Genomic DNA, 25,371 nt, shown 5'->3' with positions numbered 1-25,371 from the left:
CCCCAGCACCTGACCTCACTCTGCAGGGGCGCTGCTCGATTCTCGTTAGGGCCCCACGGATGGGGCCCCCTCGACCTGCAACTACTGACGACTGTTGACTACCCCGTCGTCTCCCGCCCACTGGCGTGATCAGACGTCCAGCTGTCCCTGGTTCAGCAGCTGGGTCAAGAAGTCCTCGCCCGACTGCCCAGACATGCTCGCCCCTTCCAGGGTAATCAACTGATCGGCATTGGCATTATCGCCAGCCAGCCCACCATCGCTCTTGATGTACAGCACCACGTCATCACCGTCCTGCTCAGCGTGGATGAAGTCGTTCAGCGACTGCTGATCATCACTTGCATCGAAGCCTTGCAACAGATCGCTCAGATCCAGCACATCGGCCTCCGGATCGGTGCCAGGCGCCGTGCCCGCTGCCGCGACATGGAAGTCCGCGATCACGTCATCGGCGGCGGCGCCTGCCTCGCCCTGGTCACCCAGGACCCAGGCGAAGGTGTCGGCACCGAGTCCACCCAGCAGTAGGTCGTCACCCGCACCCCCCAGCAGCAGGTCATCGCCATCCTCACCGTGCAGGGTGTCATTGCCGCCCCCGCCGATCAGCACGTCGTCACCGTCACCGCCTTTCAGGGTGTCAGCGCCACCATCCTTGCGGCCGCTATCGAGCAACGCCTCATAGTTGCTGCGAATGTAATCCATGATCTGATCTTGGTCGGGATCGCTACCACCGTTTTCGGACCATTTCAGGAACTCGAACAGACCCGAGAAGCCCAGACCATCATGTTCACCGGCAGCAAACACCTTGCCGCTACCATCGGTCCACTCCAGGTGGTCGGTGTTGACGGTGTCACCAAAGATGATGTCGGCACGGTCCGTGCCATCGAGCGTGTCATCGCCAAGGGCCGCCAGCTTGTCGAAGGAAGACCCGCCGTTGAGTACCGCTTCCAGTTCTTCTGCCGTGTTGACGATGGAGGCCTCGCCCACCGGAGCTGTCGGATACTCGTAATCCCTGATGGTGATGTCATCGAGTCGAATCCAATCCTCCGCGCCACTGCCGTTATAGACATCCAGAACGATACGATAGACACCGCTTTCCAGAACTCCTGTCTCGAACGTGGACCAGGAAGTGCTTTGGCCACCTCGGCCGGAATGGACTGTATTCCAGCCACCTTGACCGTCCGACTGCTGCACGAAGTATTGGAAGTTGTCCGAACCGCCGTAGGCATCCGTCTGATAGCGGAACTGAAGGGTAGAATAGCCGTGCTCTGGCGCCTCGAGGGTGAAGGCCGTGCTCGTCGCTACCGCTCGTCCCGAATTACTACCAGAGTTAATATCCACCAGGGTCAGAGAGCCTGAGCCGACGAACAAGAGGCCGGAGCTGTCACCGGACTTCGTCCAGCCCGTCTGGGTATCCAACGGGCTATCGCTGCCAGAGAAGTCCACCAAGCCGCGGCTTCCGGTGTAGGAGGCCGAGGAGTAAGGAATCACCTGGCTGACGCCCGTCACATCGGTGTTATCAAAGAAGCGCAGCACGTCTTCGTTGATCCCCGAACCGATACCGATGGCCTCGACGCGACTGATGGCGGACAGGCCCTCGAAGGCTTCCAGAGCGTTGTTGACCTCGTTAAAGCCGGTATCCCTACCATTACCACCGGTACCACCGCTATCGGTGACGTAGAAGGTCGGCAAACCATCGGTCAGGAAGTACGTCAGGTTGTCGTAGCCATTCGCCGCGGACTGCTCCTCGAGCCATCCCTTGGAGGCCTCGAAGGCCGCCTCGTAGTTGGTACCACCTCCCGAGTTGCGCGAACCGTCGACACTATTGATGTAGTCGACGATACGGTCCACTTCGCTCTCTGACGAGCCAAGATCCAGGGTCTGGGTAAACCGCGCCCCAGTATCAAAGTCGACCACCTGCAGATTGATGATGCCGTCAAAGTCCGCCAGCTGCTCCACCAGGTTGGCCAGGGCCTGCTTCGCCAACGCCATGCGCGACAGGCCCTGGGTGCCCGAGTCAGCGCTCATGCTGCCGGAGCTGTCGAGGATCAACGAAACGTTGTAGTTCTGGGCCGGGTTGATGACGGTGAACTTGCCTCCGCCGTCGCCGATCATGACATCGCTGCCACCGCCACCGGTCACGCTGTTGTCGGAATTATCACCGACAAACAGCTGATCCGGAGCGCTGACTTCGAGGGTCAGACTACCGCTGGCGGTGTCTCCATCACCGTCGATGCCCGACAACCCAAGCTCGATATCAAAGGCATTGCTTGCCTCGCCCAGGCGATAGTCCATGTCTCCCAGCACGAACGGTACTGTGCCACCGCCGGTGACTTCGATGCCCTCCATGCCGCCTTCCGGGCTCAGCACGAATGACCAGCCATCCTGCATGCCATCCAGCACCAGTCGGCCCGCACCGTCGACGGTAATGCCTACTTGGCTGGTCACATCGGTGCCCGTGTGGTCGACGATGCGCACATCGTCCACAGTCAGACGGAAGTCACTGCTCGCCCCTTGGGCCGGTGAGCCACCGCCCGCACCGTCTGCCACATAGTCGATGGCAGCGACGGTCACCACGGCCTTCGCATTATCCCCATCGACGTGGATAGTCTGGCGCACTTCAGCTACGCGCTCATGCCCTTGCCAGCTCGGCTCTCCCACTCCTGAGAATGCCAGGCTGTCCAGGAAGCTGATGCGAATAGCCTCATTGAGTTCGATCCCCGTACTGAGGCCGCCGGCCACACCAATTCCGCCCTCAAGCGGCACGATGCCGACGCCATTGGGCGTCGAGTACAGGACATCGTTGTCAGTTTCTAGATCCTGATAGTTGGCGCCGTGGTAGCGCACGACACCCGAGAGATCCAGATCCGACACTTCCGCACGCTCGGTGCGCCCGTTGCTGACGTCGCCATCGCTGACCTCGAGACGGTAGCTGTCGCCCGCAGCGTCCAGCACCACGCTGAAGCCGACGGTGCCATCCGCCGTCACAGCGTCAAGCTGAGAACCGTCAGCGGACATGCGATAGGTCAAGGCTTCACCTTCAAAGTACAGCGGCTGACCATCGGTGTCCGTGGCGACCTGGCCATCCATGCCGGCAAACACCACATTGGATACGCCATCTGCCCCTGCGGCGTCGGCAAAGTCGATGCTGCCACCGCCGCCATCCCTCAGGGTAGCGGTCTGCGCCGTGAACGCCTCAGGGCTGTCGTCATTGATCAGCACCTGGAGCGCCCCATCGGCAGAACTGCCGTCACCGTCGGTGACGCTGTAGCCGATCTTGAACGCCAGGACATCCTCACTCTCACTGTCAGGGTGATCCAGCGGCTGATGCAGGGTCACTTCGTAGGCACCGCTGGCGACGTCCGTCAGCGCCACGCTCAGCACCAGGGCCCCGGAGCCGTCACGGCCTGTGAGCGTACGTCCATCGTTGCTCAGGCCATAGCTGACCGGCTCCCCGCCAGAGGATACGTTCGGCAGTCCCGACAGGCTCCAGGCAAAGGCGTTCTGGCTGGCAGCACCGTCCGCGCCGAAGGAATATCCCAATGTACCGCTGACCACTGTGGCCTCACCCGCCAGGTCACCGACGCCGCCAGCGATCCCGCCCGGCAATCCGTCTTCATCGAGCAGCGCCTTGTCGATAGCCCCCTCGGGTCGAGAATCCGCAGCCACATTGACGGTCAAGCTGGCCTCGCTGGTATCTCCATCGGCGTCGACGATGGTGTAGCGAATGACGACGGTTCCCTCGACCCCAGGTCCTGGCGTGAAGGTCAGTTCTCCGGTGCTACTGTTCACCGTCACCCGACCGGCAGACTCGTGTCCAGGCGCCAGTGCAGCCGACTGCAGCACAGCACCATCGGCTCCACCAATGTCATTGGCCAGCACATCAACGGTGACCGCGGTGTCCTCAGCCGTGGCGGCCGTGTCATCCACCGCCTGCGGCACGTCATCCACAATGTTGATGCTGATGCTGGCACCGGCGGTATTGCCGTGGGCATCGGTCACGCTGTAGCTGAAGGTCTCCTGGGCGGTCAGCGTGTTGCCGCCATTGTCCGCCTGGCTCCCGGTCACAGCGCTGCTCAACGTATAGGTAAAGGAACCATCGCTGCTGATCACCAGTACGCCATGATCCCCCTCGATCCGCGCTTCGGTGTAGCTCAGGCCATCTCCCTGGGCATCGGTTGCACTCAGCTGCCCGGAAACGCTGTGACTGCCGCTGCCGGCGTCGCTACCAGCGGCAAGACCGGCCTCGCTGACCGTTGCTGTTGCTTGATTGGCGGTCGGGGAACCATCCGTCACCACAAACTTGACGTTGGTCTGACTCGTGTCGCCGTCGGCGTCACGAATCACGTAGGTCACCACTTCTTCATAGCTGGCGTTGGCTTCCGCGGTGTAGGTATAGCTACCGTCGGCATTCCACGTCAGCTCGCCACGCAGTCCGCTGGTATCGATCGACACCACCTCGGCACCATCTGCGCCCTGCACGTCGTTGGCCAGCAGACCATTGTCGGCCGTGGTCGTCAGCGATGTGCCTGACTGCAGCGCGGCCGGTGTGTCATTGACGGCCTGCGGTACGTCATCAATCACATCTACGGTGATGGTGCCAGTTGCCGAGTTGCCCTGGCTGTCGGTGACGGTGTAGGTGAAGCTCTCTGCATCGTCCACCGGGTTGTCGGAGGACGTCACTGGCTTGGTCAAGGTGTAGGTGAATGAGCCATCGGCACGGATCACGATGTCTCCGTACTCCCCTTTGATGGTCTCCGCCTTGAAGGTCAGCGTGTCGCTCTGGGGATCCGTCGCGACCAGCTGCCCGGTAACCGTCGCCGAGCCATTCCCCGCCTGGGAGCCGCCGTCAAGGCCTGCTTCGTTGACCTGCACGTTGCTGGGCTGGGTGCTCGGCACACCATTCTCAACCTGGATGGTCAGCGTAGCTTCGCTGGTATCACCATCGGCGTCCGTAATGGTGTAGCGCACCACTTCGGTGTAGCTGCCTGACTCCGTCGCGGTGTAGACGAAGCTGCCGTCGGCGTTCCACTCGAGGCTACCTTGCAGCGAGGAAAGGTCTACCGCCGTCACTCTGGCGCCATCCGCTCCCTGATCATCATTGGACAGCAGCCCTTCGGTGGCGTCTTTCGACACAACCTGCGAGGACTGCACACCGTCGACGCGATCATCGGCAGCAACAGGCGCGGTATCCAGGATCTGGATATCCAGGCTGTCGCTGGCAGTGTCGCCTTCGTTGTCGGTCACCACGATCGCGAAGCTGTCGACGATATTGTCGTTGGCCGCGTTGTGCTCGGCCGGGCCGCCGGTCTCGGTGTAGCTGTAGCTGAACTCGCCCGTCGTGGCATCGAAGCCGGTGATGGTCAGGGTTCCCTGGGTGCCCGTGGTGATGACCACAGGGTTCGCCTGGGTGGCACCAGTGACATCAATGCCAGCCACGGTCACACCCGCAATGCCCGCGCTGCCGCCCACGGTGAAGCTGCCGGTGACGGTCTCGCCGCTGTCCTCTTCCACGCTGTTGTCGGCGCCGGTCACGTTCCCGTCGCTGTCGGTCACGGTGATGGTGGGCAGGTCATCTTCCTGGCCGTTGATGGTCAGGGTCAGGGTGGTGCTGCTGGCGTCACTGTCCGCGTCGGTCAGGGTGTAGGTAAACACCTCGGTCACCGACTCGCTGCCGTCCAGCCCTTGGACTGCCGGGTTGGTGTTGTCCAGGGCGTAGCTGTAGCTGCCATCGGGTGCGATGGTCAGGGTCCCGTACTCGCCCTGGATCACCAGCTCACCAGCCGCATTGGTGGTGGCGGTGTTACCGCTGGCGTTGTCACTGGTCACCGCGGTGACCGTGGTGCTATCGGCTCCCAGGGTGTCGGCACCGGCATCATCTGCAGCGCCGTCAATCACGTTGCCCGACACGGACGCGGTGTCTTCGGTGATGGCGTTCACGTCGGCCACGGCCTGCGGTGCGGTATCCAGGATCTGGATATCCAGGCTGTCGCTGGCGGTATCACCTTCGTTGTCGGTCACCACGATCGCGAAGCTGTCGACGATATTGTCGTTGGCCGCGTTGTGCTCGGCTGGGCCGCCGGTCTCGGTGTAGCTATAGCTGAACTCGCCCGTCGCGGCATCGAAGCCGGTGATAGTCAGGGTGCCCTGGGTGCCCGTGGTGATGACCACAGGGTTCGCCTGGGTGGCACCAGTGACATCAATGCCAGCCACCGTCACACCCGCAATGCCCGCGCTGCCGCCCACGGTGAAGGTGCCGGTCACGGTCTCGCCGCTGTCCTCCTCCACGCTGTTGTCGGCGCCGGTCACGTTACCGTCGCTGTCGGTCACGGTGATGGTGGGCAGGTCATCTTCCTGGCCGTTGATGGTCAGGGTCAGGGTGGTGCTGCTGGCGTCACTGTCCGCGTCGGTCAGGGTGTAGGTGAACACCTCGGTCACCGACTCGCTGCCGTCCAGCCCCTGAACGGCCGGGTTGGTGTTGTCCAGCGCGTAGCTGTAGCTGCCATCGGGCGCGATGGTCAGGGTGCCGTACTCGCCCTGGATCACCAGCTCACCATCCGCATTGGTGGTGGCGGTGTTACCGCTGGCGTTGTCGCTGGTCACCGCGGTGACCGTGGTGCTATCGGCTCCCAGGGTGTCGGCACCGGCATCATCTGCAGCACCGTCAATGACGTTGCCAGAGACGGAGGCGGTGTCTTCGGTGATGGCGTTAACGTCAGCCACGGCCTGCGGTGCGGTATCCAGGATCTGGATATCCAGGCTATCGCTGGCGGTATCACCTTCGTTGTCGGTCACCACAATCGCGAAGCTGTCGACGATATTGTCGTTGGCCGCGTTGTGGTCGGCCGGGCCTCCGGTCTCGGTGTAGCTGTAGCTGAACTCGCCTGTCGCGGCGTTAAAGCCGGTGATAGTCAGGGTTCCCTGGGTGCCCGTGGTGATGACCACAGGGTTCGCCTGGGTGGCGCCAGTGACATCAATGCCAGCCACCGTCACACCCGCAATGCCCGCACTGCCGCCCACGGTGAAGGTGCCGGTCACGGTCTCACCGCTGTCCTCTTCCACGCTGTTGTCGGCGCCGGTCACGTTACCGTCACTGTCGGTCACGGTGATGGTGGGCAGGTCATCTTCCTGGCCGTTGATGGTCAGGGTCAGAGTGGTGCTGCTGGCGTCGCTGTCGGCGTCGGTCAGGGTGTAGGTGAACACCTCGGTGACCGACTCGCTGCCGTCCAGCCCCTGTACCGCCGGGTTGGTGTTATCCAGCGCGTAGCTATAGCTGCCATCGGGTGCGATGGTCAGGGTGCCGTACTCGCCCTGGATCACCAGCTCACCAGCCGCATTGGTGGTGGCGGTGTTACCGCTGGCGTTGTCGCTGGTCACCGCGGTGACCGTGGTGCTATCGGCTCCCAGGGTGTCGGCACCGGCATCATCTGCAGCACCGTCAATGACGTTGCCAGAGACGGACGCGGTGTCTTCGGTAATGGCGTTAACGTCGGCCACGGCCTGCGGTGCGGTATCCAGGATCTGGATATCCAGGCTGTCGCTGGCGGTATCACCTTCGTTGTCGGTCACCACAATCGCGAAGCTGTCGACGATATTGTCGTTGGCCGCGTTGTGCTCGGCTGGGCCGCCGGTCTCGGTGTAGCTGTAGCTGAACTCGCCCGTCGCGGCATCGAAGCCGGTGATAGTCAGGCTGCCCTGGCCACCGGTATTGGGGATGCTCACCGGAGTAGTGAAGTCCGCTCCCACCAGCTCCACACCGCCGATGGTCACGCTGGCCACACCCGCACTGCCGCCCACGGTGAAGGTGCCGGTGACGGTATCGCCGCTGTCCTCTTCCACGCTGTTGTCGGCGCCGGTCACGTTCCCGTCGCTGTCGGTCACGGTGATGGTGGGCAGGTCATCTTCCTGGCCGTTGATGGTCAGGGTCAGAGTGGTGCTGCTGGCGTCGCTGTCGGCGTCGGTCAGGGTGTAGGTAAACACCTCGGTCACCGACTCGCTGCCGTCCAGCCCCTGTACCGCCGGGTTGGCGTTATCCAGCGCGTAGCTGTAGCTGCCATCGGGCGCGATGGTCAGGGTGCCGTACTCGCCCTGGATCACCAGCTGACCATCCGCATTGGTGGTGGCGGTGTTGCCGCTGGCGTTGTCGCTGGTCACCGCGGTGACCGTGGTGGCATCGGCTCCCAGGGTGTCGGCACCAGTGCCGCCAGACACCACGTTGCCAGACACAGACGCGGCGTCTTCGGTGATGGCGTTCACGTCGGCTACGGCCTGCGGTGCGGTATCCAGGATCTGGATATCCAGGCTATCGCTGGCGGTGTCGCCTTCGTTGTCGGTCACCACAATCGCGAAGCTGTCGACGATATTGTCGTTGGCCGCGTTGTGCTCGGCCGGACCCCCGGTCTCGGTGTAGCTGTATCTGAACTCACCCGTCGCGGCGTTAAAGCCGGTGATGGTCAGGGTTCCCTGGGTGCCCGTGGTGATGACCACAGGGTTCGCCTGGGTGGCACCAGTGACATCAATGCCAGCCACCGTCACACCCGCAATGCCTGCACTGCCGCCCACGGTGAAGGTGCCGGTCACGGTCTCGCCGCTGTCCTCCTCCACGCTGTTGTCGGCGCCGGTCACGTTACCGTCGCTGTCGGTCACGGTGATGGTGGGCAGGTCATCTTCCTGGCCGTTGATGGTCAGGGTCAGGGTGGTGCTGCTGGCGTCACTGTCCGCGTCGGTCAGGGTGTAGGTGAACACCTCGGTCACCGACTCGCTGCCGTCCAGCCCCTGGACGGCCGGGTTGGTGTTGTCCAGAGCGTAGCTGTAGCTGCCATCGGGTGCGATGGTCAGGGTGCCGTACTCGCCCTGAATCACCAGCTCGCCATCCGCATTGGTGGTGGCGGTGTTACCGCTGGCGTTGTCGCTGGCCACCGCGGTGACCGTGGTGCTATCGGCTCCCAGGGTGTCGGCACCGGCATCATCTGCAGCACCGTCAATGACGTTGCCAGACACAGACGCGGTGTCTTCGGTGATGGCGTTCACGTCGGCTACGGCCTGCGGCGCGGTATCCAGGATCTGGATATCCAGGCTGTCGCTGGCGGTGTCGCCTTCGTTGTCGGTCACCACGATCGCGAAGCTGTCGACGATATTGTCGTTGGCCGCGTTGTGCTCGGCCGGGCCGCCGGTCTCGGTGTAGCTGTAGCTGAACTCACCCGTCGCGGCATCGAAGCCGGTGATGCTAAGGGTTCCCTGGGTGCCCGTGGTGATGACCACAGGGTTCGCCTGGGTGGCGCCGGTGACATCAAGACCTGCCACCGTCACACCCGCAATGCCCGCACTGCCGCCCACGGTGAAGGTGCCGGTGACGGTCTCGCCGCTGTCCTCCTCCACGCTGTTGTCGGCGCCGGTCACGTTACCGTCGCTGTCGGTCACGGTGATGGTGGGCAGGTCATCTTCCTGGCCGTTGATGGTCAGGGTCAGAGTGGTGCTGCTGGCGTCGCTGTCAGCGTCGGTCAGGGTGTAGGTGAACACCTCGATGACCGACTCGCTGCCGTCCAGCCCCTGTATCGCCGGGTTGGTGTTGTCCAGGGCGTAGCTGTAGCTGCCATCGGGTGCGATGGTCAGGGTGCCGTACTCGCCCTGGATTACCAGCTCACCATCCGCATTGGTGGTGGCGGTGTTGCCGCTGGCGTTGTCGCTGGTCACCGCGGTGACCGTGGTGGCATCGGCTCCCAGGGTGTCGGCACCGGCATCATCTGCAGCACCGTCAATGACGTTGCCAGAGACGGAGGCGGTGTCTTCGGTGATGGCGTTAACGTCGGCCACGGCCTGCGGTGCGGTATCCAGGATCTGGATATCCAGGCTGTCGCTGGCGGTATCGCCTTCGTTGTCGGTCACCACGATCGCGAAGCTGTCGACGATATTGTCGTTGGCCGCGTTGTGCTCGGCTGGGCCGCCGGTCTCGGTGTAGCTGTAGCTGAACTCGCCTGTCGCGGCATCGAAGCCGGTGATGGTCAGGGTTCCCTGGGTGCCCGTGGTGATGACCACAGGGTTCGCCTGGGTGGCGCCGGTGACATCAATGCCAGCCACGGTCACACCCGCAATGCCTGCACTGCCGCCCACGGTGAAGGTGCCGGTGACGGTCTCGCCGCTGTCCTCCTCCACGCTGTTGTCGGCGCCGGTCACGTTACCGTCACTGTCGGTCACGGTAATGGTGGGCAGGTCATCTTCCTGGCCGTTGATGGTCAGGGTCAGAGTGGTGCTGCTGGCGTCGCTGTCGGCGTCGGTCAGGGTGTAGGTGAACACCTCGGTCACCGACTCGCTGCCGTCCAGCCCCTGAACCGCCGGGTTGGTGTTATCCAGCGCGTAGCTGTAGCTGCCATCGGGCGCGATGGTCAGGGTGCCGTACTCGCCCTGGATCACCAGCTCACCAGCCGCATTGGTGGTGGCGGTGTTGCCGCTGGCGTTGTCGCTGGTCACCGCGGTGACCGTGGTGGCATCGGCTCCCAGGGTATCGGCACCGGCATCATCTGCAGCGCCGTCAATCACGTTGCCAGAGACGGACGCCGTGTCTTCGGTAATCGCGTTAACGTCGGCTACGGCCTGCGGTGCAGAGTCAACGACGTTGACGGTCACCTGGGCCGTGGCACTATCACCGTCAGCCTCGGTCGCAACAACTCCGATGCCGCTAATAGAAAGCGAATTCGCCAGCGCATCGGCCACCTCATGCGGGAGGGCCTCGCTGAGTTCAGCGGTAACTCGCACGATACCGTCCTCACCCGCTTCCACAGACGCTGGAGCAGCAAGGGACAGGGTCACCGCGACAGCAGTGCTACCACCCAAGCGGCCTTCGAGCTGGCCATTCGCATTCGCTGTCCATACCAGCGTCTGCCCTGGCTCCAGCCCAGCGGTGGTAATGCCTGACACGCTGCCGTCTGTTGCAATATTGGCAAACCTGAAACTGGTCAGGTTGTCGCTGCCTGCAGTGAAGGTCAGCACGCCAGAGTCCTGCTCTGCGCCACCGATGGTACCCACTTCGTCCAGCGTAAGATCCAGGCTCTCGGTTGCCGGATCATCGTCGCCACTGGTGACGGTGACCGTCGGGCCGGTGCCGTCGGTGATGGTGACGGTGTGGCTGTCGGAGGCGGTGTCACCATCGCTATCGACGGTCTCGATGGTGAAGTTGATCGACGGGCTCTCGGCCTGGTCAAGGTTGTTGTTGGCCTCGAAGGTCCAGCTGCCATCGCGACCGACGGTCAACACGCCTTCGGCAGTGGTGAAGATCACGACGTCAGCATCGCCATCGCCCAGCGTCAGCGTCTCGCTACCCACGCTGACGGTAACGGTGGCGCCATCGGCACCGGCATCGGTGGTCCAGCTGCCGTTGACGCTCTGGCCTTCCACGACTGTTTCGGGGGCATCGGTAATGGCGATTTCGGGCTGATCGTCCGCCACCGTCACGCCCACATTGGCGGACGTGCTGGTGCCGTCGGTGTCGGTGCCGACCACGGTGATCCCGCTGATGGTCAGTGCATCGACGCCATTGGCGTGGGCCAAGCTGTCGGCCAGCGTGGCCGTCACGGTCACTACCGCGGATTGGCCAGCGGCGACAGAGCCGTTGTTGTTCAGCGTCAGGGTGATGGCCGGCTCTCCACCGGCCTCGGTGCGCCCTTCCAGCTGACCGGCGGAGTTCAGGGTCCAGGTCAGGGTGCCATTAAGGCCATCCACATCAATATTATCTGTGCTGCCAAAGCCGATGCTGGCAATGGCATCGCTGCCCGCGGTAAAGGTCAGGCTGGCCACGTCCGTAGAGGAAGCGTCGCCTTCAGTGTCAGCATCATCCAGGGACACGGCGGCATTGGTGCTCGCCGGATCGCTGTCGGTGACGGTGACCGTCGGGCCAGTGCCGTCGGTGATGGTGACGGTGTGGCTGTCGGAGGCGGTGTCACCATCGGTATCAACCGTGGAGATGGTGAAGTTGACCGACGGGCTCTCGGCCTGGTCGAGGTTGTTGTTCGCCTCGAAGGTCCAGCTGCCATCGCGGCCAACGGTCAACACGCCTTCGGCGGTATTGAAGGTCACGACGTCGTTGTCGGCGTCGCCCAACGTCAGCGTCTCGCTGCCCACGCTTACGGTAACGATGGCACCGTCGGCACCGGCATCGGTGGTCCAGCTGCCATTGACGCTCTGGCCTTCCACCACTGTCGCGGTGCCAGGCTCAGTGGAGTCGCCGATCTGCAGCGTCGGCTGATCGTCGGCCACCGTCACGACCACACTAGCGGACGTACTGGTGCCGTCGGTGTCAGTACCAACCACGGTGATGCCGCTGATGGTCAGTGCATCGACGCCATCGGCGTGGGCCAGGCTGTCGGCCAGCGTGGCCGTCACGGTCACTACCGCGGACTGGCCAGCCGTGACCGAGCCGTTGTTGTTCAGCGTCAGGGTGATGGCCGGCTCGCCACCGGCTTCGGTGCGCCCTTCCAGCTGACCGGCGGAGTTCAGGGTCCAGGTCAGGGTGCCGTTAAGGCCATCAACGCTGATCGCGCCGGTATCGCCAAAGCCGATGCTGGCAATCGCATCACTGCCCGCCGTAAAGGTCAGGCTCGCCACGTCCGTAGAGGAAGCGTCGCCTTCGGTCTCGGCATCATCCAGGGACACGGCGGCATTGGTGCTCGCCGGATCGCTGTCGGTGACGGTAACCGTCGGGCCGGTACCATCGGTGATGGTGACGGTGTGGCTGTCGGAGGCGGTATCACCATCGCTATCGACGGTCTCGATAGTGAAGTTGATCGACGGAGTACCGGCGCTGTTCTGTACCTGGTTGGCACTGGCCTCGAAGGTCCAGCTGCCATCACGGCCAACGGTCAACACGCCTTCGGCGGTATTGAAGGTCACGACGTCGGTGTCGGCGTCGCCCAACGTCAGCGTCTCGCTGCCCACGCTTACGGTAACGGTGGCGCCGTCGGCGCCGGCATCGGTGGTCCAGCTGCCATTGACGCTCTGGCCTTCCACCACTGTCGCGGTACCCGGCTCAGTGGAGTCGCCAATCTGCAGCGTCGGCTGATCGTCCGCCACCGTCACGCCCACATTGGCAGACGTGCTGCTGCCATCGGTGTCGGTACCGACCACGGTGATTCCGCTGATGGTCAGTGCATCAACGCCATCAGCGTGGACCAGGCTGTCGGCCAGCGTGGCCGTCACGGTCACTACCGCGGACTGGCCAGCCGTAACCGAGCCGTTGTTGTTCAGCGTCAGGGTGATGGCCGGTTCGCCACCGGCTTCGGTGCGCCCTTCCAGCTGACCGGCGGAGTTCAGGGTCCAGGTCAGGGTGCCGTTAAGGCCATCAACGCTGATCGCGCCGGTATCGCCAAAGCCGATACTGGCAATGGCATCACTGCCCGCGGTAAAGGTCAGGCTGGCCACGTCCGTAGAGGAAGCGTCGCCTTCAGTGTCAGCATCATCCAGGGACACCGCGGCGTTGGTGCTCGCCGGATCGCTGTCGGTAACGGTGACCGTCGGGCCAGTACCGTCGGTAATGGTGACGGTGTGGCTATCGGAGGCGGTGTCACCATCGCTATCAACCGTGGAGATGGTGAAGTTGACCGACGGGCTCTCGGCCTGGTCGAGGTTGTTGTTGGCCTCGAAGGTCCAGCTGCCATCGCGACCAACGGTCAGGGTGCCTTCGGCAGTATTAAAGGTCACGACGTCAGCATCGCCGTCGCCCAGCGTCAGCGTCTCGCTACCCACAGACACGGTAACGGTGGCGCCGTCGGCGCCGGCATCGGTGGTCCAGCTGCCATTGACGCTCTGGCCTTCCACCACTGTCGCGGTGCCAGGCTCAGTGGAGTCGCCAATCTGCAGCGTCGGCTGATCGTCGGCCACCGTCACGCCCACATTGGCGGACGTGCTGCTGCCGTCGGTGTCAGTACCAACCACGGTGATTCCGCTGATGGTCAGTGCATCGACGCCATCGGCGTGGGCCAAGCTGTCGGCCAGCGTGGCCGTCACGGTCACTACCGCAGACTGGCCAGCCGTGACCGAGCCGTTGTTATTCAGCGTCAGGGTGATGGCCGGCTCGCCACCGGCTTCGGTGCGCCCTTCCAGCTGACCGGCGGAGTTCAGGGTCCAGGTCAGGGTGCCGTTAAGGCCATCAACGCTGATCGCGCCGGTATCGCCAAAGCCGATACTGGCAATCGCATCACTGCCCGCGGTAAAGGTCAGGCTGGCCACGTCTGTAGAGGAAGCGGCGCCTTCAGTGTCAGCATCACCCAGGGACACGGCGGCATTGGTGGTCGCCGGATCGCTGTCGGTGACGGTGACCGTCGGGCCGGTACCATCGGTGATGGTAACGGTGTGGCTATCGGAGGCGGTGTCACCATCGCTATCGACGGTCTCGATGGTGAAGTCGATCGACGGAGTGCCGGCGCTGTTCTGTACCTGGTTGGCACTGGCCTCGAAGGTCCAGCTGCCATCGCGGCCAACGGTCAACACGCCTTCGGCGGTATTGAAGGTCACGACGTCGTTGTCGGCGTCGCCCAACGTCAGCGTCTCGCTACCCACGGACACGGTAACGGTGGCGCCGTCGGCACCGGCATCGGTGGTCCAGCTGCCATTGACGCTCTGGCCTTCCACGACTGTCGCGCTACCCGGCTCAGTGGAGTCGCCGATCTGCAGCGTCGGCTGATCGTCGGCCACCGTCACGCCCACATTGGCAGACGTGCTGGTGCCGTCGGTATCAGTACCGACCACGGTGATCCCGCTGATGGTCAGTGCATCGACGCCATCAGCGTGGACCAGGCTGTCGGCCAGAGTGGCGGTCACGGTCACTACCGCGGACTGGCCAGCCGTAACCGAGCCGTTGTTGTTCAGCGTCAGGGTGATGGCCGGTTCGCCGCCGGCCTCCGTGCGCCCTTCCAGCTGACCGGCGGAGTTCAGCGTCCAGGTCAGGGTGCCATTAAGGCCATCCACATCAATATTATCTGTGCTGCCAAAGCCGATGCTGGCAATCGCATCACTGCCCGCCGTAAAGGTCAGGCTGGCCACGTCTGTAGAGGAAGCGTCGCCTTCGGTGTCGGCATCATCCAGGGACACGGCGGCGTTGGTGGTCGCCGGATCGCTGTCGGTGACGGTGACCGTCGGGCCGGTACCATCGGTAATGGTGACGGTGTGGCTGTCGGAGGCGGTGTCACCATCGCTATCGACGGTCTCGATGGTGAAGTCGATCGACGGAGTACCGGCGCTGTTCTGTACCTGGTTGGCACTGGCCTCGAAGGTCCAGCTGCCATCGCGACCAACGGTCAGGGTACCTTCGGTCAGGTCGAAGGACACCGTAGCATCCGCTGCGCTACCCAGAACCAGGGAATCATCTCCCACGGTCACCGTAACGGTGGCGCCATCGGCACCGGCATCAGTGGTCCAGCTGCCATTGACGCTCTGGCCTTCCACCACTGTCGCGGTGCCAGGCTCAGTGGAGTCGCCGATCTGCAGCGTCGGCTGATCGTCGGCCACCGTCACGACCACACTAGCGGACGTACTGGTGCCGTCGGTGTCAGTACCAACCACGGTGATGCCGCTGATGGTCAGTGCATCGACGCCATCGGCGTGGGCCAGGCTGTCGGCCAGCGTGGCCGTCACGGTCACTACCGCGGACTGGCCAGCCGTGACCGAGCCGTTGTTGTTCAGCGTCAGGGTGATGGCCGGCTCGCCACCGGCTTCGGTGCGCCCTTCCAGCTGACCGGCGGAGTTCAGGGTCCAGGTCAGAGTGCCATTAAGGCCATCCACATCAATATTATCTGTGCTGCCAAAGCCGATGCTGGCAATCGCATCACTGCCCGCGGTAAAGGTCAGGCTGGCCACGTCTGTAGAGGAAGCGTCGCCTTCAGTGTCAGCATCATCCAGGGACACCGCGGCGTTGGTGGTCGCCGGATCGCTGTCGGTAACGGTGACCGTCGGGCCAGTACCGTCGGTGATGGTGACGGTGTGGCTATCGGAGGCGGTATCACCATCGGTATCAACCGTGGAGATGGTGAAGTCGATCGACGGAGTACCGGCGCTGTTCTGTACCTGGTTGGCACTGGCCTCGAAGGTCCAGCTGCCATCGCGGCCAACGGTCAACACGCCTTCGGCGGTATTGAAGGTCACGACGTCGTTGTCGGCGTCGCCCAACGTCAGCGTCTCGCTGCCCACGCTGACGGTCACGGTGGCGCCATCGGCACCGGCATCGGTGGTCCAGCTGCCATTGACGCTCTGGCCTTCCACGACTGTCGCGGTACCAGGCTCAGTGGAGTCACCGATCTGCAGCGACGGGCCATCATCGGTGATAGCAATACTGATACTGGCCTGACCACGGGTACCGTTATCGTCCGTCACTACCAGCCCCACCGTTTCGGTGAAGCCGCTATCGGTGGCGCCGTCCTGGCTATCGTTGTCGACGCGGGTATCCAGGGTGTAGCTGTAGATCACCGTACCGCCGGCGGCATCTCCGTCGAAGCCGGTCAGGGACAGGCTGCCATAGGCCGTATCGACCACCACCGGGTTGGTAGCGGACAGACCTTGCAGCTGGTTCAGCGTCAGTGACTGATCTCCTACCTGGACGCTGGCCACACCATCCACGCTGGTGAAGGTGAAGCTGCCGCCGCGGGTCAGCGCAGTGCTATCTGCCGCACTGCCATCCGCCAGGTTGGCTTCACTGACCTGGACGTCGCCACCTTCGGTGGCCAAGCCGCCCAGGCTCACACCATCATCGGTGGCGGTGACCGTAATGGTCAGCGTCGCCGGAGAGGTGTCGCCGTCGGCATCGGTCAGGGTGTAGGCAAAGGTCTCGGTCAGCGTTTCGTCGCCGCTAAGCGCCTGCACACGGGCATCGCTGTTATTGAGCGTATAGCTCCAACTGCCATCGCTGTTCAGGGTCAGCGTGCCAAACTCGCCTGTGGCGTTGGGACTATCCAGAGCGACCGTCGCAGGCTGCGCTGTGGAACTGTCGGCACCGGTCGTGTCATTGGCCAGCACATTGCCAGAGATGGCCTGTGCAGTGTCCTCGGCCACGCTGGCACGGTCATCGCTCGCCGACGGCGCATCATCCGTAATGGCAATACGAAGACTGCCGCTGGACGCGCTACCGTTATCATCCGTCACTACCAGCCCCACCGTTTCGGTGAAGCCGCTATCGGTGGCGCCGTCCTGGCTGCCGTTGTCGACGCGGGTATCCAGGGTGTAGCTGTAGCTCACCGTGCCGCCGGCAGCATCTCCGTCGAAGCCGGTCAGGGACAGGCTGCCATAGGCCGTGTCGACCACCACCGGGTTGGTCGTGGACAGACCTTGCAGCTGGTTCAGCGTCAGTGACTGATCCCCTACCTGAACGCTGGCCACACCATCCACGCTGGTGAAAGTGAAACTGCCGCCGCGGGTCAGCGCACTGCTGTCTGCCGCGCTGCCATCCGCCAGGTTGGCTTCACTGACCTGGACGTCGCCACCTTCGGTGGCCAAGCCGCCCAGGCTCACTCCATCATCGGTAGCGGTGACCGTGATGGTCAGCGTCGCCGGAGAGGTGTCGCCGTCGGCATCGGTCAGGGTGTAGGCAAAGGTCTCGGTCAGCGTTTCGTCGCCGCTAAGCGCCTGCACACGGGCATCGCTGTTGTTGAGCGCATAGCTCCAGCTGCCATCGCTGTTCAGGGTCAGGGTGCCAAACTCGCCTGTGGCGTTGGGACTATCCAGAGCGACCGTCGCGGGCTGCGCTGCGGAACTGTCGGCACCGGTCGTGTCATTGGCCAGCACGTTCCCAGAGATGGCCTGTGCAGTGTCCTCGGCCACGCTTGCGCTGTCATTCACCGCCACCGGCACGTCGTCCTGCACCTGGATGGTCAGGTCGGTGGAGGCATCATCGCCGTCGCTGTCCGTCGCCGTAATCGCGAACTGATCTGCCAGGTCATCGCTGCCGGTGCCCTGGCTGGTGTGATCCTGGGTGCTGCCGTCGAGGGTGTAGCTCCAGCTGTAGTCGCCGGCGTCGGAGACGCTGACGGTCAGCGTGCCGAAGTCGCCCACTACAGTGCCACCAGCTGTGACGTTAACGCCGTTGATGACCAGCGAGGCCAGGTTGTCGCCACCGGTAGTGATGGGCAGCGTGCCGCTGGTGGTCTGGCTGCCGTCGCTCGCGGCACTACCGCCAGGCAGGCCCGCTTCACTGACGGTGAACTGGCCACCTTCGGTGCTCGGGGAGTCATCCGGCACGCTGATGGTCGGCGTGGAGTCTTCCGCCACGGTGACGCTGAACACCGCATCGCTGGTGTCACCATCGGCATCGGTGATGGTGTAGTCGATCAGCGCTTCGCCTTCGAAGCCCGGCGCCGGGGTAAAGGTCACATCCCCCGCGGCATTGATCGATACGCTGCCCTGGCTCGGGTCACGCAACGTTGCTGCGGTCAGCGTTACCCCATCTACGCCCTGGGTATCATTGTCCAGCACGTTATAGGTGATCGGGGTGTCTTCCGCGGTGTTGGCACTGTCATTCACCGCCACCGGCACATCGTCCTGCACCTGGATGGTCAGGTCGGTAGAAGCCTCGTCGCCGTCGCTGTCCGTCGCCGTAATGGCGAACTGATCCGCCAGGTCATCGCTGCCGGTGCCCTGACTGGTGTGATCCTGGGTACTGTCTTCGAGGGTATAGCTCCAGCTGTAGTCGCCAGCGTCGGAGACGCTGACGGTCAGCGTACCGAAGTCGCCCACTACGGTGCCGCCAGCGGTGACGTTAACGCCGTTGATGACCAGCGAGGCCAGGTTGTCGCCACCGGTAGTGATGGGCAGCGTGCCGCTGGTGGTCTGGCTGCCGTCGCCCGCGGCACTACCGCTAGGCAGGCCAGCTTCGCTGACCGTGAACTGGCCGCCTTCGGTGCTCGGGGAGTCATCCGGCACGCTGATGGTCGGCGTGGAGTCTTCCGCCACGGTGACGCTGAACACCGCGTCGCTGGTGTCACCATCGGCGTCGGTGATGGTGTAGTCGATCAGCGCTTCGCCTTCGAAGCCCGGTGCCGGGGTAAAGGTCACATCCCCCGCGGCATTGATCGATACGCTGCCCTGGCTCGGGTCACGCAACGTTGCTGCGGTCAGCGTTACCCCATCCACGCCCTGGGTATCATTGTCCAGCACGTTATAGGTGATCGGGGTGTCTTCCGCGGTATTGGCGCTGTCATTCACCGCCACCGGTACGTCGTCCTGTACCTGGATGGTCAGGTCGGTAGAGGCTTCGTCGCCGTCGCTGTCCGTCGCCGTAATGGCGAACTGATCCGCCAGGTCATCGCTGCCGGTGCCCTGGCTGGTGTGATCCTGGGTGCTGCCGTCGAGGGTGTAGCTCCAGCTGTAGGCGCCATCTGCTCCCACGCTGACGGTCAGCGTGCCGAAGTCACCCACCACGGTGCCGCCAGCGGTGACGTTGACGCCGTTGATCACCAGCGAGGCCAGGCTGTCACCACCGGTGGTGATAGGCAGCGTGCCGCTGGTGGTCTGGCTGCCGTCGCCCGCGGCGCTGCCGCCAGGCAGGCCCGCTTCGCTGACCGTGAACTGGCCGCCTTCGGTGCTCGGGGAGTCATCCGGCACGCTGATGGTGGGCGTGGAGTCTTCCGCCACGGTGACGCTGAATACCGCGTCGCTGCTGTCACCATCGGCATCGGTGATGGTGTAGTCGATCAGCGCCTCGCCTTCGAAGCCCGGTGCCGGGGTAAAGGTCACCTCACCGGTGTCGCTGTTGAAGGACACACTACCCTGGCTGGGATTACGTAGGGTCGCCGCAGAGACGCTCGCTTCATCCACGCCCTGGGTGTCATTGCCCAGCACGTTATAGGTGATCGGGGTGTCTTCCGCGGTATTGGCGCTGTCATTCACCGCCACCGGGACGTCGTCCTGTACCTGGATGGTCAGGTCGGTGGAGGCCTCGTCGCCGTCGCTGTCAGTGGCCGTGATGGCGAACTGATCTGCCAGGTCATCGCTGCCGGTGCCCTGGCTGGTGTGATCCTGGGTGCTGCCGTCGAGGGTGTAGCTCCAGCTGTAGTCGCCAGCGTCGGAGACGCTGACAGTCAGCGTGCCGAAGTCGCCAATCACGGTGCCGCCAGCGGTGACGTTGACGCCGTTGATGACCAGTGAGGCCAGGCTGTCACCACCGGTGGTGATGGGCAGCGTGCCGCTGGTGGTCTGGCTGCCGTCGCCCGCGGCGCTGCCGCCGGCCAGGCCCGCTTCGCTGACCGTGAACTGGCCGCCTTCGGTGCTCGGGGAGTCATCCGGCACGCTGATGGTGGGCGTGGAGTCTTCCGCCACGGTGACGCTGAATACCGCGTCGCTGCTGTCACCATCGGCATCGGTGATGGTGTAGTCGATCAGCGCCTCGCCTTCGAAGCCCGGTGCCGGGGTAAAGGTCACATCCCCCGCGGCATTGATCGATACGCTGCCCTGGCTCGGGTCACGCAACGTTGCTGCGGTCAGCGTTGCTCCATCCACGCCCTGGGTGTCATTGCCCAGCACGTTATAGGTGATCGGGGTGTCTTCCGCGGTATTGGCACTGTCATTCACCGCCACCGGCACATCGTCCTGTACCTGGATGGTCAGGTCGGTAGAGGCTTCGTCGCCGTCGCTGTCAGTGGCCGTGATGGCGAACTGATCCGCCAGGTCATCGCTGCCGGTGCCCTGGCTGGTGTGATCCTGGGTGCTGCCGTCGAGGGTGTAGCTCCAGCTGTAGTCGCCGGCGTCGGAGACGCTGACGGTCAGCGTGCCGAAGTCGCCCACCACGGTGCCGCCAGCAGTGACGTTGACGCCGTTGATGACCAGTGAGCCCAGGCTGTCACCACCGGTGGTGATGGGCAGCGTGCCGCTGGTGGTCTGGCTGCCGTCGCCCGCAGCGCTGCCACCAGTCAGGCCCGCTTCACTGACGGTGAACTGGCCACCTTCGGTGTTCGGGGAGTCATCCGGCACGCTGATGGTCGGGGTGGAGTCTTCCGCCACCGTGACGCTGAACACCGCATCGCTGGTGTCACCATCGGCATCGGTGATGGTGTAATCGATCAGCGCTTCGCCCTCGAAGCCCGGCGCCGGGGTAAAGGTCACATCCCCCGCGGCATTGATCGATACGTTGCCCTGACTCGGGTCACGCAACGTTGCTGCGGTCAGCGTTGCCCCATCTACGCCCTGGGTGTCATTGTCCAGCACGTTATAGGTGATCGGGGTGTCTTCCGCGGTATTGGCGCTGTCATTCACCGCCACCGGTACGTCGTCCTGCACCTGGATGGTCAGGTCGGTGGAGGCCTCGTCGCCGTCGCTGTCCGTCGCCGTGATGGCAAATTGATCCGCCAGGTCATCGCTGCCGGTGCCCTGGCTGGTGTGATCCTGGGTGCTGCCGTCGAGGGTGTAGCTCCAGCTGTAGTCGCCGGCGTCGGAGACGCTAACGGTCAGCGTGCCGAAGTCGCCCACTACGGTGCCGCCAGCAGTGACGTTAACGCCGTTGATCACCAGCGAGGCCAGGCTGTCACCCCCGGTGGTGATGGGCAGCGTGCCGCTGGTGGTCTGGCTGCCGTCGCCCGCGGCGCTGCCGCCCGCCAGGCCCGCTTCGCTGACCGTGAACTGGCCGCCTTCGGTGCTCGGGGAGTCATCCGGCACGCTGATGGTCGGGGTGGAGTCTTCCGCCACGGTGACGCTGAATACCGCGTCGCTGGTGTCACCATCGGCATCGGTGATGGTGTAGTCGATCAGCGCCTCGCCTTCGAAGCCCGGCGCCGGGGTAAAGGTCACCTCACCGGTGTCGCTGTTGAAGGACACACTACCCTGGCTGGGATTACGTAGGGTCGCCGCAGAGACATTCGCCCCATCCACGCCCTGGGTGTCATTGTCCAGCACGTTATAGGTGATCGGGGTGTCTTCCGCGGTATTGGCGCTGTCATTCACCGCCACCGGTACGTCGTCCTGCACCTGGATGGTCAGGTCGGTGGAGGCATCATCGCCGTCGCTGTCTGTCGCCGTAATCGCGAACTGATCCGCCAGGTCATCGCTGCCGGTGCCCTGGCTGGTGTGATCCTGGGTGCTGCCGTCGAGGGTGTAGCTCCAGCTGTAGTCGCCAGCGTCGGAGACGCTGACGGTCAGCGTGCCGAAGTCGCCTACCACGGTGCCGCCAGCGGTGACGTTAACGCCGTTGATCACCAGCGAGGCCAAGCTGTCACCACCGGTGGTGATGGGCAGCGTGCCGCTGGTGGTCTGGCTACCGTCGCCCGCAGCGCTGCCGCCAGGCAGGCCCGCTTCACTGACGGTGAACTGGCCACCTTCGGTGTTCGGGGAGTCATCCGGCACGCTGATGGTCGGGGTGGAGTCTTCCGCCACGGTGACGCTGAACACCGCGTCGCTGGTGTCACCATCGGCATCGGTGATGGTGTAGTCGATCAGCGCCTCGCCTTCGAAGCCCGGTGCCGGGGTAAAGGTCACATCCCCCGCGGCATTGATCGATACGCTGCCCTGACTCGGGTCACGCAACGTTGCTGAGGTCAGCGTTGCCCCATCTACGCCCTGGGTGTCGTTGTCCAGCACGTTATAGGTGATCGGGGTGTCTTCCGCGGTATTGGCGGTGTCATTCACCGCCACCGGTACGTCATCCTGCACCTGGATGGTCAGGTCGGTAGAGGCTTCGTCGCCGTCGCTGTCAGTCGCCGTGATGGCGAACTGATCCGCCAGGTCATCGCTGCCGGTGCCCTGACTGGTGTGATCCTGGGTGCTGCCGTCGAGGGTGTAGCTCCAGCTGTAGTCGCCGGCGTCGGAGACGCTGACGGTCAACGTGCCGAAGTCGCCCACTACAGTGCCGCCAGCGGTGACGTTAACGCCGTTGATCACCAGCGAGGCCAGGCTGTCGCCACCGGTGGTGATGGGCAGCGTGCCGCTGGTGGTCTGGCTACCGTCGCCCGCAGCGCTGCCGCCCGCCAGGCCCGCCTCGCTGACCGTGAACTGACCGCCTTCGGTGCTCGGGGAGTCATCCGGCACGCTGATGGTCGGCGTAGAGTCTTCCGCCACCGTGACGCTGAACACCGCGTCGCTGGTGTCACCATCGGCATCGGTGATGGTGTAGTCGATCAGCGCTTCGCCTTCGAAGCCCGGTGCCGGGGTAAAGGTCACATCCCCCGCGGCATTGATCGATACGCTGCCCTGACTCGGGTCACGCAACGTTGCTGCGGTCAGCGTTGCCCCATCTACGCCCTGGGTGTCATTCGCCAGCACGTTATAGGTGATCGGGGTGTCTTCCGCGGTATTGGCGCTGTCATTCACCGCCACCGGCACGTCGTCCTGCACCTGGATGGTCAGGTCGGTGGAAGCTTCGTCGCCGTCGCTGTCCGTGGCCGTGATCGCGAACTGATCCGCCAGGTCATCGCTTCCGGTGCCCTGGCTGGTGTGATCCTGGGTGCTGCCGTCGAGGGTGTAGCTCCAGCTGTAGTCGCCGGCGTCGGAGACGCTGACGGTCAGCGTGCCGAAGTCGCCCACTACGGTGCCACCAGCGGTGACGTTAACGCCGTTGATGACCAACGAGGCCAGGCTGTCACCACCGGTAGTGATAGGCAGCGTGCCGCTGGTGGTCTGGCTGCCGTCGCCCGCGGCGCTGCCGCCCGCCAGGCCCGCTTCACTGACGGTGAACTGGCCCCCTTCGGTGCTCGGGGAGTCATCCGGCACGCTGATGGTCGGGGTGGAGTCTTCCGCCACCGTGACGCTGAACACCGCGTCGCTGGTGTCACCATCGGCGTCGGTGATGGTGTAGTCGATCAGCGCTTCGCCTTCGAAGCCCGGCGCCGGGGTAAAGGTGACGTCACCCGCGGCATTGATCGATACGCTGCCCTGACTCGGGTCACGCAACGTCGCAGTGGTCAGTGTTGCACCGTCCGCGCCTTCAACGTCGTTAGCCAGCACGTTGTAGGTGATCGGGGTGTCTTCCTGGGTCTCGGCGGTATCGTCGAAGGCCTGAGGAGCATCATCGAGAATCGCGATATCGAGAAAACCGCTGGTGGTGCTGCCATCGGTATCCGTGGCAGTGATCACGATGCTCTCTACAAGGCCGTCACCGGTGGCACCATCCGCGCTGCCATTATCGACCGGCGTGGTGAGCTCGAAGGTATAGCTGACGGTGCCACCCGTGGCACCTCCGGTATAACCGGTCAGCGTCAGGGTGCCATGAGGGGTATTGATGACCAGCGGATTACCGGCAAGTCCATTCAGCCGGTCCAGGCTGATCGGACCACTGGAGCCCACCGTGATGGAGGTTAAACCGTCGGGCGCACTGACCCCAAAGCTGCCACTGACGATACTGCCGGTAGCGGGCGAGCTACCTGTGGCAAGCCCGGACTCGCTGACGGTCTGCTCAGCGGATGCAAAGCCCACGGCTGCGCCGCCAGTGCCCACTGCACCGCCAGTACCCCCCTGCGGGCCGTCCAAGCCAGTCAACGTGACCGGCTCATCAACGTCGTCTGAACCGCCGCCCTCCTGCTGAGGAAGCTCGTCGTCTACTCGCTGGTAGCCATACTCGAACGACAGCGGCGTCACTTCCTCAACAATACGCAGCAGACGCACGAAATCATGCCCGCCTTCAACCCCAGCGCCACCAGCAGCCCCCGCAGCCGGTGCTTCCAGGATATCCAGCAGATCCCCATCGCTTTCTTCCAGCAGCGCCAGCACCCTGGCGACGTCAGGGTCCTCGAGTACCGGCGCTTGCTCGCCTTCGCTACTGCCTTCAGCGATATCTTGAGTCAGCAGAATCTGAGCATTGCTCTCCATCTCGACCAAGGGCGCACCGTCCACCTGTTCGAGCCTGACGCGCGCCCCATTGCCGGTAATCACCACCTCGCCCTCGCGAAGCTGGTCACCCTCTGCCAGGGCTCTCAGGTTACCTTCTGCGTCACGGGCCCAAGCTTGACCAACAAGCTGAACGACGGTGGCAATGATCATAGGGGCGTCTCTCTATAGCGTTTGGGGGCTGTATAATTTTTGGCACACGCACACAGTTGTGCAGATACGACATTACATGCGCACGAGATATCTCAATACTGTACCAGAGGACAATGAGCTACCTCTTTTTCTCCACCACCCCGTCTTCCCCTTTTTCTTCTCCTATGCTATTGCTTTTTCACGCCTATTAGCGTGCTTACAAAAATATCTGCGTCATGAGAAAAGCCAGACTGCACAAAAACTCCCCCGACCTCTGGTACTAGCTGGTTGGCTTGCCCCACCGTCAGCGATGTCGCCTGCTGCATTTTTCATGTACAACGCAGCGCACCACGTACAACAATTTATGTCTCGTGATCCTGTTTCGGCTCGAATGCCAGGCCTTAGCGGGAAAACTATGCGCATAAAAAAAGCGCGCCCCTGAGGGCGCGCCATTTTGGCCAGAACACG

1 protein-coding gene is annotated in these 25,371 nt (G+C 63.6%); it reads right to left on the bottom strand.

Annotated features, from left to right (window positions below; translation table 11 throughout):
• Nucleotides 1-129: 129 nt before the first annotated feature.
• A complete protein-coding gene (locus KUV41_RS13310) occupies nt 130-24,924 on the bottom strand; it encodes an Ig-like domain-containing protein (RefSeq protein WP_222486503.1) in 24,795 nt (8,264 codons plus the stop codon).
• Between the last annotated feature and the right edge of the window lie 447 nt (nt 24,925-25,371).

The organism is Halomonas sp. DP8Y7-1 (genome assembly GCF_019801685.1).
GTDB lineage: Bacteria > Pseudomonadota > Gammaproteobacteria > Pseudomonadales > Halomonadaceae > Halomonas > Halomonas litopenaei_A.
The sequence above is the reverse complement of the archived record's forward strand: the minus strand, read 5'-3'. Positions and strand labels throughout refer to the sequence as shown.

Excerpts from the sequence above, each read along its gene's own strand:
- KUV41_RS13310 (WP_222486503.1), bottom strand. The coding sequence starts at position 24,924 with ATGATCATTGCCACCGTCGTTCAGCTTGTTGGTCAAGCTTGGGCCCGT.